This is a genomic window from Enterobacter sp. SORGH_AS_0287 (assembly GCF_031453695.1).
GTDB lineage: Bacteria > Pseudomonadota > Gammaproteobacteria > Enterobacterales > Enterobacteriaceae > Enterobacter > Enterobacter ludwigii.
Genome location: NZ_JAVIZW010000001.1, coordinates 2,448,513 through 2,465,256, shown reverse-complemented (window position 1 = coordinate 2,465,256; position 16,744 = coordinate 2,448,513). Strand labels below are relative to the sequence as shown.

At 55.8% G+C, this 16,744-nt stretch carries 15 protein-coding genes, 1 pseudogene and 1 other annotated feature; of the genes and pseudogenes, 10 read left to right on the top strand and 6 right to left on the bottom strand.

The features are described from left to right. Together rsmS and priC are read right to left on the bottom strand one after the other, a co-directional pair. Positions 1-186 carry a pleiotropic regulatory protein RsmS gene (gene rsmS / locus QE396_RS11745; protein ID WP_020885184.1) on the bottom strand — a complete coding sequence of 62 codons (186 nt, stop codon included), beginning with the start codon at positions 184-186 and terminating at the stop codon, positions 1-3. Positions 187-198: 12 nt separating this feature from the next. Then, positions 199-726: a primosomal replication protein N'' gene (priC, locus tag QE396_RS11740; protein ID WP_020885183.1), complete on the bottom strand. Its 528-nt coding sequence runs from the start codon at positions 724-726 to the stop codon at positions 199-201. Between the two features lie 50 nt (positions 727-776). On the opposite strand from priC, the gene QE396_RS11735 reads away from it, so the two are divergent. The 9 genes and pseudogenes from QE396_RS11735 to QE396_RS11695 all read left to right on the top strand — a co-directional run bounded on the left by QE396_RS11735 (position 777) and on the right by QE396_RS11695 (position 10,145). Further along, on the top strand, positions 777-1,154 hold the full coding sequence (locus QE396_RS11735; protein WP_020885182.1) for a DUF454 family protein: 378 nt from the start codon (positions 777-779) through the stop codon (positions 1,152-1,154). Between the two features lie 151 nt (positions 1,155-1,305). Continuing rightward, entirely contained in the window at positions 1,306-1,857 is a 552-nt protein-coding gene (gene apt / locus QE396_RS11730) for an adenine phosphoribosyltransferase (RefSeq protein ID WP_000127359.1), read from the top strand. Between the two features lie 88 nt (positions 1,858-1,945). Further along, positions 1,946-3,875 (top strand): annotated as a pseudogene (dnaX, locus tag QE396_RS11725) (DNA polymerase III subunit gamma/tau). Next, positions 3,205-3,269: a sequence feature (DnaX frameshifting element), on the top strand. Its footprint overlaps the pseudogene before it by 65 nt. Before the next feature lie 54 nt (positions 3,876-3,929). After that, positions 3,930-4,262, top strand: coding sequence for a YbaB/EbfC family nucleoid-associated protein (locus QE396_RS11720; protein ID WP_010428194.1), 333 nt, complete (start codon positions 3,930-3,932; stop codon positions 4,260-4,262). Then, on the top strand, positions 4,262-4,867 hold the full coding sequence (gene recR, locus QE396_RS11715; RefSeq protein ID WP_006809843.1) for a recombination mediator RecR: 606 nt from the start codon (positions 4,262-4,264) through the stop codon (positions 4,865-4,867). The genes QE396_RS11720 and recR overlap by 1 nt, the downstream gene beginning before the upstream one ends. Positions 4,868-4,977: 110 nt before the next feature. Beyond that, a complete protein-coding gene (htpG, locus tag QE396_RS11710) occupies positions 4,978-6,852 on the top strand; it encodes a molecular chaperone HtpG (protein ID WP_020885180.1) in 1,875 nt (624 codons plus the stop codon). 192 nt (positions 6,853-7,044) lie between these two features. After that, a complete protein-coding gene (gene adk / locus QE396_RS11705) occupies positions 7,045-7,689 on the top strand; it encodes an adenylate kinase (protein ID WP_006809841.1) in 645 nt (214 codons plus the stop codon). Positions 7,690-7,814: 125 nt separating this feature from the next. Further along, positions 7,815-8,777, top strand: a complete 963-nt coding sequence (hemH, locus tag QE396_RS11700) for a ferrochelatase (RefSeq protein ID WP_020885179.1) — start codon at positions 7,815-7,817, stop codon at positions 8,775-8,777. 63 nt (positions 8,778-8,840) lie between these two features. Beyond that, positions 8,841-10,145: an inosine/guanosine kinase gene (locus QE396_RS11695; protein ID WP_020885178.1), complete on the top strand. Its 1,305-nt coding sequence runs from the start codon at positions 8,841-8,843 to the stop codon at positions 10,143-10,145. Positions 10,146-10,234: 89 nt separating this feature from the next. Here the strand turns inward: QE396_RS11695 and ybaL are convergent, their stop codons facing one another. Together ybaL and QE396_RS11685 are read right to left on the bottom strand one after the other, a co-directional pair. Then, positions 10,235-11,911, bottom strand: a complete 1,677-nt coding sequence (ybaL, locus tag QE396_RS11690) for a YbaL family putative K(+) efflux transporter (protein ID WP_014168917.1) — start codon at positions 11,909-11,911, stop codon at positions 10,235-10,237. Between the two features lie 229 nt (positions 11,912-12,140). After that, positions 12,141-13,349, bottom strand: coding sequence for an MFS transporter (locus QE396_RS11685; protein WP_032677549.1), 1,209 nt, complete (start codon positions 13,347-13,349; stop codon positions 12,141-12,143). A gap of 169 nt (positions 13,350-13,518) precedes the next feature. Here QE396_RS11685 and ushA point away from each other — a divergent pair, with 169 nt between their 5' ends. After that, a complete protein-coding gene (gene ushA / locus QE396_RS11680) occupies positions 13,519-15,171 on the top strand; it encodes a bifunctional UDP-sugar hydrolase/5'-nucleotidase UshA (protein WP_025204836.1) in 1,653 nt (550 codons plus the stop codon). An 89-nt stretch (positions 15,172-15,260) separates the two neighbouring features. On the opposite strand, the gene ybaK is transcribed toward ushA, so the two are convergent. Beyond that, the gene (ybaK, locus tag QE396_RS11675; RefSeq protein WP_020885175.1) at positions 15,261-15,740 is read right to left on the bottom strand and encodes a Cys-tRNA(Pro)/Cys-tRNA(Cys) deacylase YbaK; all 480 of its coding nucleotides are present in this window, start codon (positions 15,738-15,740) and stop codon (positions 15,261-15,263) included. A 199-nt stretch (positions 15,741-15,939) separates the two neighbouring features. Then, positions 15,940-16,734: a TraB/GumN family protein gene (locus QE396_RS11670; RefSeq protein ID WP_025204835.1), complete on the bottom strand. Its 795-nt coding sequence runs from the start codon at positions 16,732-16,734 to the stop codon at positions 15,940-15,942. Between the last annotated feature and the right edge of the window lie 10 nt (positions 16,735-16,744).

Here is a 16,744-nt window from a genome sequence, read left to right as displayed (position 1 = left end):
TCAGGTTCCCTCTCCCGGTGGGAGAGGGGCAGGGTGAAGGCGACTGGCCTTCACCTTGCCTTCAAAATCCGTCTTCACTATCTCAAGTGCTTTCAGCACCGTCTGGGCAGGGATGTCATGATTCTCCAGCAGCATAATCAAATCGACGGCCAGCTTGACCTCATCGGGTGCATTTTCCAGTGACATTTACGGCTCCTGTTAACGGGTCAGACGTTCAATGACGCGTTCAATTTCATCCAGTGCCTGACGGCAACGAACGATGCGGCCCTCAAGGGCGCTAACCTCTCGCATTAATAACTGCTGCTCTTCCAGCGTCTCGCTTGCGTTCAGGCGCGTTTCCCGCTCCTGCTTCATCTCAAACAGACGGCGCGCAAACTCCTGGTTCTCCAGCCGCTTGCGCTGCCATTTACCGAGACCCGGCGACGCGCTGTCCCAGACGCGTAGCGGCCAGGCGGTCATTTCACGGTGCAGGGCGGTGATCTGCTCGGTGAGATGTTCCGCAAGCCAGGCGACCTGTTGCTGTTGATTGTTCTCAACCGCGTGGCGCAACTCATCAAGATTCATCTGCGCCTCATCAACATAATCCTGGATGCGCGTGCTGCGGGTACGAAAAAGCTGCCGGTCAAAGCGCGGCTTCAGCGTAGCATGCCCCATTAACGGCGTAGCCTGCGCGCGCAGGGTGGACAGCTGATTTTGCAGCGTCTCCAGAAGCAGGGCTGTTTTCAATACGCTCTCCAGTGGTAAAGTAGCCGTTCAGTTTGATAACGATTCGCATTATGCAGCGTACTATTTTAATCATCATTGGCTGGCTCGCGGTAGTGTTAGGCACGCTGGGCGTGGTTTTGCCCTTATTGCCCACCACGCCTTTTATCCTGCTGGCAGCCTGGTGCTTCGCCCGTTCATCGCCGCGCTTTCACCACTGGCTGCTGTACCGCTCCTGGTTTGGCGGCTATTTGCGCCACTGGCAAAAACATCGGGCAATGCCGCCCGGTGCGAAGCCGCGTGCAATCGCGGTGATCCTGATTACCTTTGCCATTTCATTATGGCTGGTGAAAATGATGTGGGTGCGCATTCTGTTGCTGACGATCCTCGCCTGTCTGCTTTTCTTTATGTGGCGGATCCCCGTGGTTGATGAAAAGCAACAAAAGCACTGAAGCCTTATAATGGCTGTTGCAATTATTGCGCGCAGCCAGTAAATTCGACCGTTTTCGAGCACAGCTGCGCCTGGTCAAAGGTTAAACAATTGTTACCCTGGCCGACTCGTTGCGCGCTGTGAGTAACACTGTTTCATTTAGGCACAAACCGATGACCGCAACTGCACAGCAGCTTGAATATCTGAAAAACAGCATCAAAAGTATCCAGGACTATCCAAAGCCTGGCATTCTTTTCCGTGATGTCACCAGCTTGCTGGAAGACCCGAAAGCGTACGCGCTCAGCATTGAACTGCTGGTCGAGCGTTATAAAAACGCCGGGATCACCAAAGTAGTGGGTACCGAAGCCCGTGGATTCCTGTTTGGCGCGCCGGTCGCGCTGGCAATGGGTGTTGGCTTTGTGCCGGTGCGTAAACCGCGTAAACTGCCGCGTGAAACCATCGCAGAGAGCTACGAACTGGAGTACGGCACCGATCAGCTGGAAATCCACGTTGATGCGATCAAGCCTGGCGATAAAGTGCTGGTGGTTGACGATCTGCTGGCGACCGGCGGCACGATTGAAGCGACCGTGAAGCTGATCCGTCGTCTGGGTGGTGAAGTGACCGACGCGGCATTCATCATTAACCTGTTCGATCTGGGTGGCGAACAGCGCCTGGAAAAACAGGGCATTACCAGCTACAGCCTGGTGCCTTTCCCGGGTCATTAATCCCGGTTTTCACAACCTCGCTCAATGGGTGAGGTTGTGATAGCATTCCCCTCCATAAATTCACCTTCCAGCGTTGCAGAGCCTGCCCATGAGTTATCAGGTGTTAGCCCGTAAATGGCGACCACAAACCTTTGCTGACGTTGTCGGTCAGGAGCATGTGCTGACGGCCCTGGCGAACGGCTTGTCGCTAGGTCGCATCCATCACGCTTATCTTTTCTCCGGCACCCGCGGCGTCGGTAAGACCTCTATTGCCCGTTTGCTGGCAAAAGGTCTGAACTGCGAAACCGGGATCACCGCCACGCCGTGCGGCGTGTGTGACAACTGCCGTGAAATTGAGCAGGGGCGCTTTGTCGATCTGATTGAGATCGACGCCGCCTCGCGCACGAAAGTGGAAGATACCCGCGATCTGCTCGACAACGTGCAGTACGCGCCGGCGCGTGGCCGCTTCAAGGTCTACCTGATCGATGAAGTGCACATGCTGTCACGCCACAGCTTCAACGCCCTGCTGAAAACGCTGGAAGAGCCGCCCGCGCATGTGAAATTCCTGCTGGCGACCACCGATCCGCAAAAGCTGCCGGTCACTATTTTGTCGCGCTGCCTGCAGTTCCATCTGAAGGCGCTGGACGTCGAGCAGATCCGCGCTCAGCTTGAACATATTCTTGATGAAGAGAAGATTGTCCACGAACCGCGCGCCCTGCAGCTGCTTGCCCGCGCGGCAGATGGCAGCCTTCGTGATGCCTTAAGTCTCACCGACCAGGCGATTGCCAGCGGTGACGGTAAACTCTCGACCGACGCGGTCAGCACCATGCTCGGCACGCTGGATGACGATCAGGCGCTTTCTCTCATCGAAGCGATGATCGCCGCCAACGGTGAACGCGTCATGTCGCTGGTGAACGCCGCGGCTGCCCGGGGCATTGAATGGGAAGCGCTGCTGGTTGAGATGCTGAGTCTGCTGCACCGCGTGGCGATGCTGCAGCTTTCTCCGTCAGCCATCGGTGCCGATATGGCGGTTATTGAACACCGCGATGCGTGAACTTGCGCGCACCGTCCCACCGGCTGACGTGCAGCTTTATTACCAGACGCTGCTGATTGGCCGCAAAGAGCTGCCGTTTGCGCCGGATCCCCGGATGGGCGTTGAAATGACCCTGCTGCGTGCGCTGGCGTTCCATCCGCGCATGCCTCTGCCGGAGCCGGAAGTGCCCCGACAGTCTTTTGCTCCGGTCGCCCCCACTGCGGTGATGTCGCCTCAGCAGGTGCCACCGCAGCCGACGGCTCCCCCACAGCAGAACGTACCGCTACCGGAGGCCACCAGTTCGGTGCTTGCCGCACGAAGCCAGTTGCAACGTGCTCAGGGAGCAACCAAACCAAAAAAGAGTGAACCGGCAGCGCCAGGAAGAGCGCGGCCGGTGAACAACGCCGCGCTTGAACGACTGGCTTCGGTTACGGAGCGCGTTCAGTCGCGCCCTGCACCGTCCGCGCTCGAGCAAAAAGCCCCGGTGAAAGAAGAGGCTTACCGCTGGAAGGCAACGACCCTCGTTGAAGAGGTGAAAGAAGAAGTTGCCACACCGAAAGCGCTAAAAAAGGCGCTGGAGCATGAAAAAACACCTGAGCTTTCCGCGAAACTTGCCGAAGAGTCTATTGAGCGTGACGCGTGGGCCGCAGAGGTCAGTAAACTGCAGTTGCCGAAGCTGGTTGAGCAGGTCGCGCTGAATGCATGGAAAGAGCAGGACGGTCATCAGGTACGTTTACACCTGCGACCGGGTCAGCGGCATCTGAATTCCCCTGGCGCGCAAAAAGCGCTGGCCGAGGCGCTCACCGCATTACACGGTGCACCGGTTGAATTGACTATCATTGAAGATGATAATCCGGCGGTGCGAACGCCACTGGAATGGCGTCAGGCGATTTATGAAGAGAAGCTCGCGCAGGCGCGCGAGTCGATTATCGCGGATAACAATATCCAGACTCTGCGCCGGTTCTTCGACGCCGATCTGGATGAAGAGAGTATTCGCCCCATTTGATCGTGAGTCTGACTTACGGTTGTAATCCTTAAACGTGAAAGAAGAGAGAAGCCTATGTTTGGTGGAAAAGGCGGTCTGGGTGGCCTGATGAAGCAGGCTCAGCAGATGCAGGAAAAAATGCAGAAAATGCAGGAAGAGATCGCTCAGCTGGAAGTCACGGGTGAATCCGGTGCCGGTCTGGTCAAGGTGACCATCAACGGTGCGCATAACTGCCGTCGCGTTGAAATCGACCCAAGCCTGCTCGAAGACGACAAAGACATGCTGGAAGATCTGGTTGCAGCCGCGTTTAACGATGCTGCGCGCCGTATCGATGAAACTCAGAAAGAGAAAATGGCCTCTGTTTCCAGCGGTATGCAACTGCCGCCTGGCTTCAAGATGCCATTCTGATGCAAACCAGTCCGCTGCTCACGCAGTTAATGGAAGCACTGCGCTGTCTGCCGGGTGTCGGCCCGAAGTCGGCGCAGCGCATGGCGTTTACGCTATTGCAGCGCGACCGCAGCGGCGGGATGCGCCTGGCGCAGGCTTTGACCCGTGCCATGTCAGAAATTGGTCACTGTGCGGATTGCCGTACCTTTACCGAGCAGGACGTGTGTAACATCTGCACTAATCCGCGTCGTCAGGAAAACGGTCAGATTTGCGTGGTGGAGAGTCCGGCGGACATCTATGCCATCGAACAGACCGGGCAGTTTTCTGGCCGCTATTTTGTGCTGATGGGGCATCTCTCCCCGCTGGACGGTATTGGCCCGGACGATATCGGTCTCGATCGCCTTGAACAGCGTCTTGAGTCCGAAACGATCAAAGAGGTGATCCTCGCCACCAACCCAACGGTGGAAGGGGAAGCTACGGCCAACTACATCGCCGAATTGTGCGCACAGTATGGCGTTGACGCCAGCCGCATCGCTCACGGCGTGCCAGTGGGCGGTGAGCTGGAGATGGTGGACGGCACCACGCTGTCCCACTCTCTGGCTGGACGTCACAAGATTATTTTCTGACCAAACGGAGGCTGCAATCGCGGCCTCCGCTTGAAATTCTCCCCTCGTATCCCCATCTCTCCCTCAACGTTTTAAAACCCCATTAAATGGCATTGTTGAGGTCGACATAGATGAAAGGACAAGAAACCCGTGGTTTCCAGTCAGAAGTAAAACAGCTTCTGCACCTGATGATCCATTCCCTGTATTCCAACAAAGAAATCTTCCTGCGTGAGCTGATTTCCAACGCCTCCGATGCGGCGGACAAGCTGCGCTTCCGCGCCCTGTCTAACCCGGATCTGTACGAAGGCGACGGAGAGCTGCGCGTGCGCGTCTCTTTCGATAAAGAGAACCGTACCCTGACTATCGCCGATAACGGCATTGGTATGAACCGCGACGAGGTCATCGACCATCTCGGGACCATTGCTAAATCCGGTACCAAAGCGTTCCTCGAATCAATGGGCTCCGATCAGGCGAAAGACAGCCAGCTGATCGGCCAGTTCGGTGTGGGCTTCTACTCGGCGTTCATCGTTGCGGACAAAGTCACCGTACGTACCCGCGCAGCAGGCGACAGTGCGGATCACGGCGTCTTCTGGGAATCTAAAGGCGAAGGCGAATACACCGTTGATGACATCACCAAAGCGGACCGCGGTACCGAAATCACCCTTCACCTGCGTGAAGGCGAAGATGATTTCCTGAATGACTGGCGCGTGCGCTCCATCATCAGCAAATACTCCGACCATATTGCCCTGCCGGTTGAGATTGAAAAACAGGAAGAGAAAGACGGTGAAACCGTGGTGTCCTGGGAGAAAATCAACAAGGCGCAGGCGCTGTGGACGCGCAATAAGTCTGAAATTAAAGACGACGAATACAACGAATTCTACAAACACATCGCCCACGACTTTACCGATCCGCTCACCTGGAGCCACAACCGTGTGGAAGGTAAGCAGGAGTACACCAGCCTGCTGTATATCCCGTCTCAGGCGCCGTGGGATATGTGGAACCGCGATCACAAGCACGGTCTGAAGCTGTACGTCCAGCGCGTGTTTATCATGGATGACGCCGAGCAGTTCATGCCGAACTACCTGCGCTTTGTGCGTGGCCTGATTGACTCCAACGATCTGCCGCTGAACGTCTCCCGTGAAATTCTGCAGGACAGCACCGTCACCCGCAACCTGCGTAATGCACTGACCAAACGTGCGCTGCAGATGCTGGAAAAACTGGCGAAAGACGATGCAGAAAAATACCAGACCTTCTGGAAACAGTTCGGTCTGGTGCTGAAAGAGGGCCCTGCGGAAGATACATCCAACGTAGAAACCATTGCTAAGCTGCTGCGTTTCGCTTCCACTCACACCGACTCCTCTGCGCAGACCGTGTCGCTGGAAGAGTACGTCTCCCGCATGAAAGAAGGGCAGGAGAAGATCTACTACATCACCGCCGACAGCTACGCCGCGGCGAAGAGCAGCCCACACCTTGAGCTGCTGCGTAAGAAAGGCATCGAAGTACTGCTGCTGTCTGACCGCATCGACGAGTGGATGATGAACTACCTGACCGAGTTCGACGGTAAGGCGTTCCAGTCCGTCGCCAAAGCCGATGAGTCGATCGATAAGCTGGCCGATGAAGTGGACGAAAGCGCGAAAGAAGCGGAGAAGGCGCTGGAGCCTTTCGTTGAGCGCGTGAAAACGCTGCTGGGCGATCGCGTGAAAGAGGTGCGTTTCACTCACCGTCTGACTGATACCCCGGCCATTGTCACCACGGATGCGGATGAAATGAGCACCCAGATGGCGAAACTGTTCGCCGCGGCGGGCCAGGCGATGCCAGAAGTGAAGTATATCTTCGAGCTGAACCCGGATCACCCGCTGGTGAAACGCGCGGCGGATACGCAGGACGAAGCACGCTTCGCCGAGTGGGTTGAGCTTCTGCTGGATCAGTCTCTGCTGGCCGAGCGCGGCACGCTGGAAGATCCTAACCTGTTCATTAAACGTGTGAATGCGCTGCTGCTGGCGTAATTGACCCGCCTCCCCCTGGTCTTCTCCCTCTCCTGTGGGAGAGGACCGGGGGAGGGCACCAGACCGCTCCTTCCCGTTAATCTCCCTTCATTAACCGTTTCAGCCCGCCTGCCTTCCTTGAGCCATATCCGTTCTGGTGGTATTGTTTAGCGCTTTTGAAAAATTGAATCGACTTTTGAGGGGATTTTCGCAATGCGTATTATTCTGCTTGGCGCTCCGGGCGCGGGTAAAGGAACTCAGGCTCAGTTCATCATGGAGAAATACGGTATTCCGCAAATCTCCACCGGTGATATGCTGCGCGCCGCTGTTAAATCTGGCTCCGAGCTGGGTAAACAAGCGAAAGACATCATGGATGCAGGCAAGCTGGTGACCGACGAGCTGGTTATCGCTCTGGTCAAAGAGCGCATTGCTCAGGAAGACTGCCGTAACGGTTTCCTGCTGGACGGCTTCCCACGCACCATTCCTCAGGCTGATGCCATGAAAGAAGCGGGCATCAACGTGGACTACGTGCTCGAGTTCGACGTGCCGGACGAGCTGATCGTTGACCGTATTGTTGGTCGTCGCGTACACGCTGCCTCTGGCCGCGTTTACCACATCAAATTCAACCCGCCTAAGGTTGAAGGTAAAGATGACGTTACCGGTGAAGAGCTGACCACCCGTAAAGACGATCAGGAAGAGACCGTACGTAAACGTCTGGTGGAATACCATCAGATGACCGCTCCGCTGATCGGTTATTACACCAAAGAAGCGCAGGCGGGTAACACCAAATACGCGAAAGTTGATGGCACCAAAGCCGTTGCTGACGTTCGTGCAGAGCTGGAAAAAATCCTCGGCTAATTGCACCTCTCTCACCCGGGCTCTCCGGGTGAGAAAAATTCTCATCTTACCTATTGCAGCAATGGGTTTCGTTTAAACGCTTTTCCGCTACAATTGAAAACCATTCAAATGGTTAAGAGGCGTGAATGAGTCAGGCGAAAACCGGCATCCTGCTTGCCAATCTGGGTACACCAGATGCACCGACATCAGAAGCGGTAAAACGCTACCTGCGACAATTTTTAAGCGACACGCGCGTCGTGGATACCCCAAGACTGTTGTGGTGGCCGCTGCTGCGTGGCGTCATTCTGCCGATTCGTGCCCCACGTGTCGCAAAGCTTTATCAGTCCGTCTGGATGGAAGAGGGCTCACCGCTGATGGTGTATAGCCGTCGGCAGGAAAAAGCGCTGGCCGCCCGCCTGTCGGATATGCCCGTCGCGCTGGGCATGAGCTACGGTAAACCGTCACTGGAAAGCGCGGTCGACTCGCTGCTGGCGCAGGGCGTCGACCACATTGTGGTGCTCGCCCTTTATCCGCAGTATTCCTGCTCGACAGTTGCCGCCGTCTGGGATGAGCTGGCTCGTATTCTGGCGACCCGCCGCCGTATTCCTGGCGTGACCTTTATTCGCGATTACGCCGATAACGAACGCTATATTAAAGCGCTTGCCAGTAGCGCGCGCGCGTCGTTTGAAAAACATGGCGAGCCGGATCTGCTGTTGCTCTCCTATCACGGGATCCCGCAGCGCTTCGCCAATGAAGGGGATGATTACCCGCAGCGCTGCCGCGACACCACCCGTGAGCTGGTCTCAGCCCTCGGCCTGCCGCCAGAGAAAGTGATGATGACCTTCCAGTCGCGTTTTGGCCGCGAGCCGTGGTTAACGCCTTATACCGACGAAACCCTCAAAATGCTCGGTGAGAAGGGCGTGAAACATATCCAGGTGATGTCACCCGGTTTCTCCGCCGACTGTCTGGAAACGCTGGAAGAGATTGCCGTGCAGAACAGAGAGTTCTTCCTCGAGGCGGGCGGAACGAAATACGAATACATTCCGGCCCTTAACGACTCGCCTGAGCATATCGAGATGATGGTGTCACTGGTGACAAACAGCCGCTGATCGCACTATGGGCCGGGTTTGTGCTACCATTCCCGGCCCATAATCCTTGCACAGTTCAGACCCATGAAATTTCCCGGTAAACGCAAATCTAAACACTACTTTCCCGTTGATGCCCGCGATCCGCTCCTGCAGCAAATCCAGCCGGAAAATGAAACCAGCGCCGCATGGGTCGTCGGTATCGATCAGACGCTGGTGGACATTGAAGCTAAAGTGGATGATGCGTTTGTCGCTCGTTACGGTCTGAGCGCCGGTCACTCGCTGGTGATTGAGGACGATGTTGCCGAAGCCCTGTATCAGGAGCTGACGCGTGAAAACCTGATCACCCATCAGTTTGCCGGTGGCACTATCGGCAACACCATGCACAACTACTCGGTGCTTGCCGACGACCGCTCTGTGTTATTGGGCGTCATGTGCAGCAACATCGAAATTGGTGGCTACGCCTACCGTTACCTGTGCAATACCTCCAGCCGCACCGATCTGAACTACCTTCAGGGCGTTGACGGGCCGATTGGCCGCTGCTTCACGCTGATCAGCGATTCTGGCGAACGTACCTTTGCCATCAGCCCCGGCCACATGAATAAGCTGCGTGCAGAGAGCATTCCGGAAGCGGTGATAGCGGGTGCGTCTGCACTGGTGCTGACGTCGTATCTGGTGCGCTGTAAACCCGGCGAGCCGATGCCGGAAGCCACCATGAAAGCGATTGAGTACGCGAAGAAATACAATGTGCCGGTCGTTCTGACGCTGGGTACCAAATTCGTGATAGCCGACAACCCCGAGTGGTGGCAGGCCTTCCTGAAGGAACACGTCTCGATTCTGGCGATGAACGAAGAAGAGGCTGAAGCGTTGACCGGCGAGAGCGATCCGCTGCTGGCCTCCGATAAAGCGCTCGACTGGGTCGATCTGGTGCTCTGCACTGCCGGACCGGTAGGGCTGTATATGGCAGGCTTCACGGAAGAAGAGAGCAAACGCAAAACGCAGCATCCACTGCTGCCAGGCGCCATTGCCGAGTTTAACCAGTACGAGTTCAGCCGCGCGATTCGCCATAAAGATTGCGAAAACCCGCTGCGTATTTACTCCCACATCGCGCCGTATATGGGCGGGCCAGAAAAGATCATGAACACCAATGGCGCGGGAGATGGCGCACTGGCGGCGCTGCTGCATGACATCACTGCGAATGCCTACCATAAAACCAACGTCCCGAATTCCAGCAAGCACAAATTCAACTGGCTGACCTATTCGTCGCTGGCACAGGTGTGTAAGTACGCGAACCGCGTGAGTTATCAGGTGCTGAACCAGCACTCGCCGCGCTTAACCCGCGGTCTGCCGGAGAGGGAAGATAGCCTCGAAGAAGCCTACTGGGACCGATAAAGGCAAAACGGCAACCTTGCGGTTGCCGTATTCGTGTTTGTACCCTCTCCCGGTGGGAGAGGGTCAGTCAGGGGCTGCAGGAGGCACGCTTACCCCGTCACCACCTCGTCAACCGGCGGTTTCGTTAACAGCGTCAGCATCGCTTTTGCAATTTCACGTTCACCCATCACCACCTGATCCGCACCACGTTCGGTAATGTACTCCACCTCATCGTCATAATGGGCGCGGGCAATGATCTCAATATTCGGGCACTTCTCACGTGCGGACGCCACAATTTCACCCGCTTCATAGCCGTTTGGAATGGTCAGCAGCAGCCAGCGCGCGCAGTCCAGATGCGCGAGATTCATGATCTCTTCGTTTGCCGCATTGCCCAACACTGCGCGAACGCCGCGCTCGCGCAGCTCGTCGACGCGGGTACGTGATGTTTCAATCACTACCAGCGGGATCCCCTGCGCCATCAGCTTCTCACCGAGCAGGCTTCCTACGCGGCCAAAGCCGACCAGCAGGGCATGATTGCAAATATCCACCGGGATCTGCTTCTCTTCTTCGATAGCTTCTTCCAGCGTCTGCTCTTCCAGCGTTTCGGTTTTATCGAGGTATTTTTCCAGCAATGCAAACAGGACCGGGTTCAGCATGATGGAGAGGATCGCTCCGGCGAGGACCAGGTTTTGCCCGGCCTGCGGCAGCAGATTCAGCGCCATACCCAGGCCCGCCAGAATAAAGGCGAACTCACCAATCTGCGCCAGGCTGGCGGCGATGGTCAGAGCGGTACGCGGCGAGTGGCCAAACATCCGTACCAGGAAGAAGGCGGCAACCGACTTACCAAAGATAATAATCGCCAGGGTGCCCATCACGGCCAGCGGCTGCTGAACCAGAACCATCGGATCAAACAGCATCCCGACGGAGACAAAGAACAGGACGGCGAAGGCGTCGCGCAGCGGCAGCGTATCGTGCGCCGCACGGTGGCTCAGCTCGGATTCGTTCAGCACCATCCCGGCGAAGAACGCGCCCAGTGCAAAGGAGACGTCGAACAGTTCAACGGCACCAAAGGCAATCCCCAGCGCCAGGGCAAGGACAGACAGGGTAAACAACTCACGGGAGCCGGTGGCCGCGCTGCGGGACAGGATCCACGGCACCAGACGGCGGCCCACCAGCATCATAATGGTGATAAACGCCACCACTTTCCCGATGGTGATGCTCATGTCCAGCGCCAGCGTCGCAAAGCCGACGCTCTCTTTTTCCATCATACCGGCGACGGCAGGCAGCAACACCAGCGTCAGCACCATCACCAGGTCTTCCACAATCAGCCAGCCTATCGCGATTTGTCCGCGCTGGCTGTCGATAAGCTGCCTCTCCTCAAGCGCGCGCAGCAGTACGACGGTACTGGCGGTTGAAAGACACAGCCCAAAAACGATACCGGTCATCAGCGACCAGCCAAGCACTGTCGAAAGCGCCATTCCCAGCAGCGTCGCTACGGCTATCTGTGCGATCGCTCCCGGTATGGCGATCGACTTTACCGCCATCAGATCCTTGAGTGAGAAATGCAGACCCACGCCAAACATCAGCAGAATCACGCCTAATTCCGCCAGTTCGGGCGCCAGTTTGGTATCCGCCACGAAACCTGGCGTAAAGGGACCCGCCAGCACACCCGCTAACAAATAGCCCACCAGAGGCGAAATACGCAGTTTATTGGCAATCATGCCGAGGATAAAAGCGAGCACAAGTCCACCAACAATGGTGGTGATAAGCGGTGTGGCGTGATGCATTCCGTCTCCTTTCGTTGTGGGTGTTCCATTTGGTTAAGAAACCAAAAACCGAGTAATAGTTTATGACAATTTTTGCCGTTATGTTTATGAATAATTGTTGAAGTTTGAATAAAACAGCAATATGCGTGTAAAAAAGCGCATTTTGATAAATTAGGCGGGGGGATGCAGAAGAAACCCTTATGGCATCAGGGGGTCAGGTCGCCAAAGTAAAACTTTAGCGACCGTTATATTACGCTTTATGGCGGTTATCAGGCAGGAATATGGTCAACATCCCCAGAAGCGGCAGGAAAGCACAGATTTTATAGACCAGGAAGATGCTGGTGTGGTCGGCAATCATGCCCAGCACTGCCGCACCAAGGCCGCCCATGCCGAAAGCAAAACCGAAAAAGAGCCCGGAAACCATACCGATACGGCCTGGCAGCAGCTCCTGCGCGTAAACAAGGATGGCGGAAAACGCCGAGGCGAGGATAAACCCAATAATCACGGTCAAAATCCCCGTCCACTCCAGGCTTGCATACGGCAAAATAAGGGTAAACGGGGCCACGCCGAGGATAGAGCCCCAAATGACGTATTTGCGCCCGATTTTATCGCCCACAGGCCCGCCAATAACCGTCCCTGCAGCCACCGCAAACAAGAAGGCAAACAGGTGAAGCTGGGCGTTTTGGACCGATAATCCGAATTTTTGCATCAGGTAAAAGGTGTAATAGCTGCTGATGCTCGCCATATAGAAGTATTTCGAGAAAATCAGCACCAGAAGCACGGAGACGGCCAGAATGACCTTATCGCGAGGAAGGGGATTGATAACCTTCGCTTTAGGTTTACCTTTGTTCACGCGATGCTGCGCGGCATACCAGCGGCTGATCTGAATCAGCACGATAATCGCCAGCAAGGCTGCCAGCACAAACCACGCCACGTTACCCTTGCCGTACGGAGCGATGATCACCGCTGCCAGCAGTGGGCCGAGGGAGCTGCCAAAGTTACCGCCCACCTGAAAGAGCGATTGCGCCAGCCCGTGACGGCCCCCGGAGGCCATGCGCGCCACGCGTGAGGACTCCGGGTGAAAGACCGACGACCCCGTGCCCACCAGCGCGGCGGCAATCAGCACTGCTTCAAAGCTGCCTGCCATTGCCAGCAGCACCAGCCCGCTCAAGGTAAAACACATGCCAATCGGTAGCGACCACGGCATAGGATATTTATCCGTCCAGTAGCCCACGACCGGTTGCAGAAGTGAGGAGGCCAGCTGGAAGGTCAGGGTGATCATCCCGATCTGCACGAACGTTAATGAAAACTCGGACTGCAGCAGCGGGTAGATCGCGAGAATCAACGACTGGATCATGTCGTTGAGCAGATGTGAAAGGCTGATTGCGCCTAACACTTTAAACGAGGTGCGCGACGCCGGAGCGCCAGACACGGGCTGGGTTGATTCACTGATTGCCATAGAGATGAATACCACGTCTTTTGTTATTAGAAATGCAGGGTGTAATTATTATCCAACTAACATACCCGGCAGTGACATTTGAATAAAGTCGCAATTCTGAAAACTTATTTGTCTATTCTTATTAGTCACTGTAATTTTTGCCTTTGTCTATTGGTCAGGGAGAGAGAAGATGAAGTTAATGAAGCGGAGCGTCGCGCTGGCGCTGATTGCCGCCTGGGGTCTGGTTAGCCTGCCCGTGCAGGCCTATGAAAAAGATAAAACCTATAAAATCACCATTCTGCATACCAACGATCACCACGGCCATTTCTGGCGCAGTGAATACGGCGAATACGGTCTGTCGGCACAAAAAACGCTGGTGGATGGCATTCGTAAAGAGGTGGCAGCCCAGGGAGGCAGCGTACTGCTGCTGTCGGGGGGCGATATCAATACCGGTGTGCCGGAATCTGATTTACAGGATGCGGAGCCTGATTTCCGCGGCATGAATCTTATTGGCTACGATGCGATGGCCGTCGGTAACCATGAATTTGATAACCCGCTGACGGTGCTGCGTCAGCAGGAAAAATGGGCCAAATTCCCGTTCCTCTCTGCCAACATCTACCAGAAAAGCACCGGCGAGCGACTGTTCAAACCCTGGGCGCTGTTTAAGCGTCAGGATCTGAAAATTGCGGTCATCGGGTTAACCACCGACGATACGGCAAAAATCGGCAACCCTGAGTTCTTTACCGATATCGAATTCCGTAAACCGGCAGACGAAGCGAAGCTGGTCATTCAGGAATTGCAGCAGAACGAAAAGCCGGATGTCATTATTGCCACCACCCATATGGGCCACTACGACAACGGTGAGCACGGCTCGAATGCTCCGGGTGACGTGGAGATGGCTCGCAGCCTGCCTGCGGGCTCGCTGGCGATGATTGTGGGTGGTCATTCACAAGACCCGGTCTGCATGGCGTCAGAGAATAAAAAGCAGGTCGACTACGTGCCAGGCACGCCGTGTGCACCGGACCGTCAAAACGGGATCTGGATTGTGCAGGCGCACGAGTGGGGTAAATACGTGGGGCGTGCGGACTTTGAGTTCCGTAACGGCGAGATGAAGCTGGTGCACTATCAGCTCATTCCGGTCAACCTGAAGAAGAAAGTGACTTACCCTGACGGGAAAAGTGAGCGCGTACTCTACACCCCAGAAATTGCTGAGAACGCGCAGATGCTCTCCCTGCTGACGCCCTTCCAGAATAAAGGCAAGGCGCAGCTGGACGTGAAGATTGGTACGCTGAATGGTCGTCTGGAAGGGGACCGCAGCAAAGTTCGCTTTGTGCAGACCAATATGGGGCATCTGGTGCTGGCGGCACAAATGGCGCGCACAAATGCCGATTTTGGCGTGATGAGCGGCGGCGGCATCCGTGACTCCATCGAAGGCGGAAACATCACCTATAAAGATGTGCTGAAGGTTCAGCCGTTCGGTAACATCGTGGTGTATGTCGACATGAGCGGTAAAGAGGTGATTGACTATCTCACCGCCGTGGCGCAGATGAAGCCGGACTCCGGCGCTTATCCGCAGTTTGCCAACGTCAGCTTTGTGGCAAAGGGCGGCAAGCTCAACGACCTCAAAATCAAAGGCGAGCCGGTCGACCCTGCCAAAACCTACCGCATGGCAACATTAAGCTTTAACGCTACCGGTGGTGACGGTTATCCGCATATCGACAATAAACCGGGCTATGTGAATACCGGGTTTATCGATGCGGAAGTGCTGAAGCAGTTTATCGAGCAGAATTCACCGATCGACGTGAATACCTACGAGCCGAAAGGCGAGGTGAGCTGGCAGTAGTGCGGTTTTGTGCCGGGGGGCGGCTACGCCTGACCCGGCCTGTATGAGAATCGTCGGCCCGGTAAGCACAGTGCCTCCGGGCCACTTCCTCAATCCCGTCGCGCAATATCCGCAAATGTCGCGTCCAGTATTTTCGCCAGATCGCCTGCGGACAGTTCAATATCCAGCCCGCGTTTGCCGCCGGAAATATAAATGGTGTCGAACGTCTGCGAAGGGGCATCAATCAGCGTCGGCAGGCGTTTTTTCTGCCCGAGCGGGCTGATACCGCCGACAAGGTAGCCGGTAGTGCGTTGCGCAACCATCGGATCGGCCATATCCACCTTCTTTGCCCCCAGCGCTTTGGCCACTTTCTTGAGATCCAGCTGCCCGGCAACGGGCGTTACCGCGACGGCGAGGTGTTTCATATCACCGTTCACCGCCACCAGCAGCGTCTTATAAACCCGATCGGCGTTCAGCCCCAGTTTGCGCACCACTTCATCACCAAAATTCGTTTCGCTGGGATCGTGATCGTAGGTGTGGATCCGAAAGGGAATGTTGTTTTTTTCGAGTAATTTAACGGCGGGAGTCATAGCTATCCTTCTTACGACAGACAATTCATGCTGACAGCATACGCCTGACGTTTGTCTAAAAAATAGCACCATCTTGCGCAATAGTATTGGCAGTGATGGTCACTTTGAGCGACAATCGGCTCAACCGAAGGTCTCCTTCGGCATAATAAAAACGATGAAATTCCTCTTTGACGGGCCAATAGAAATATTGGCCATTTTTTTATTTCAGCAGTGACGGCAAATTCCCTTCTCCGTACAAATGTAACGCCCCGACAGCGACCACGTAACGCCCCGCAGGCAACGCATGTAACGTCTGCTGCCAGGCTTTGTTGCGCTCGTTCATCAGCACATCATACAACGATTCACTGAACGTCGACGGCAGCGCCAGTTTACCGTCCGTGGGCGGCGCATTCAGCCACCAGCCGATCATCGTTTGCAACAGACGCGCGTTGGTGTGCCAGTGGGTCAGGGTATCATCCAGCAGCATCAGCCCATCATCAGGAAGCTGGCGCAGCAGGGCTATCTGGCTGTCCGTACCTTCGAGCTCAATGACTGACAAATGGCGTGCTCTCGCGGCATTCAACAGCTGGTAATCAATACCGTAATCGCCGCGTAGCCCCAGACGCTGCGCCTGGGTCGCCTGCAGGACCATCGCGATTTGCCACAGCGGCAGTGTGTCCAGCATGGAGAGCGACACCCCCGTCTCATCTGCGACGCGCGTCAGTTCAGCAAACTGCGTGTCGTTCAAACGTTCAGCAAGGGGGAGATCGCTTTCGAGGCCGGCAAACGGCGACGTCTGGCCCGAAATATCCGCTTCAACGACCAGCGCATCGGCGCTCTTCAGCAGTTTCATCAGACCGGCTGGCAGCGGGGACATATCCTGCGTGCCCATATGGATGCTGCCCACCAGGTGAAGGTGCTGCCCGCCGGGAAGCGAGATATCCATGCCGGGCCAGGCATAACGGCGGGGGAAGAGGGCGCGAAACGATGTTTTTATACGATTAAACAGACTCATACGCGCTCCA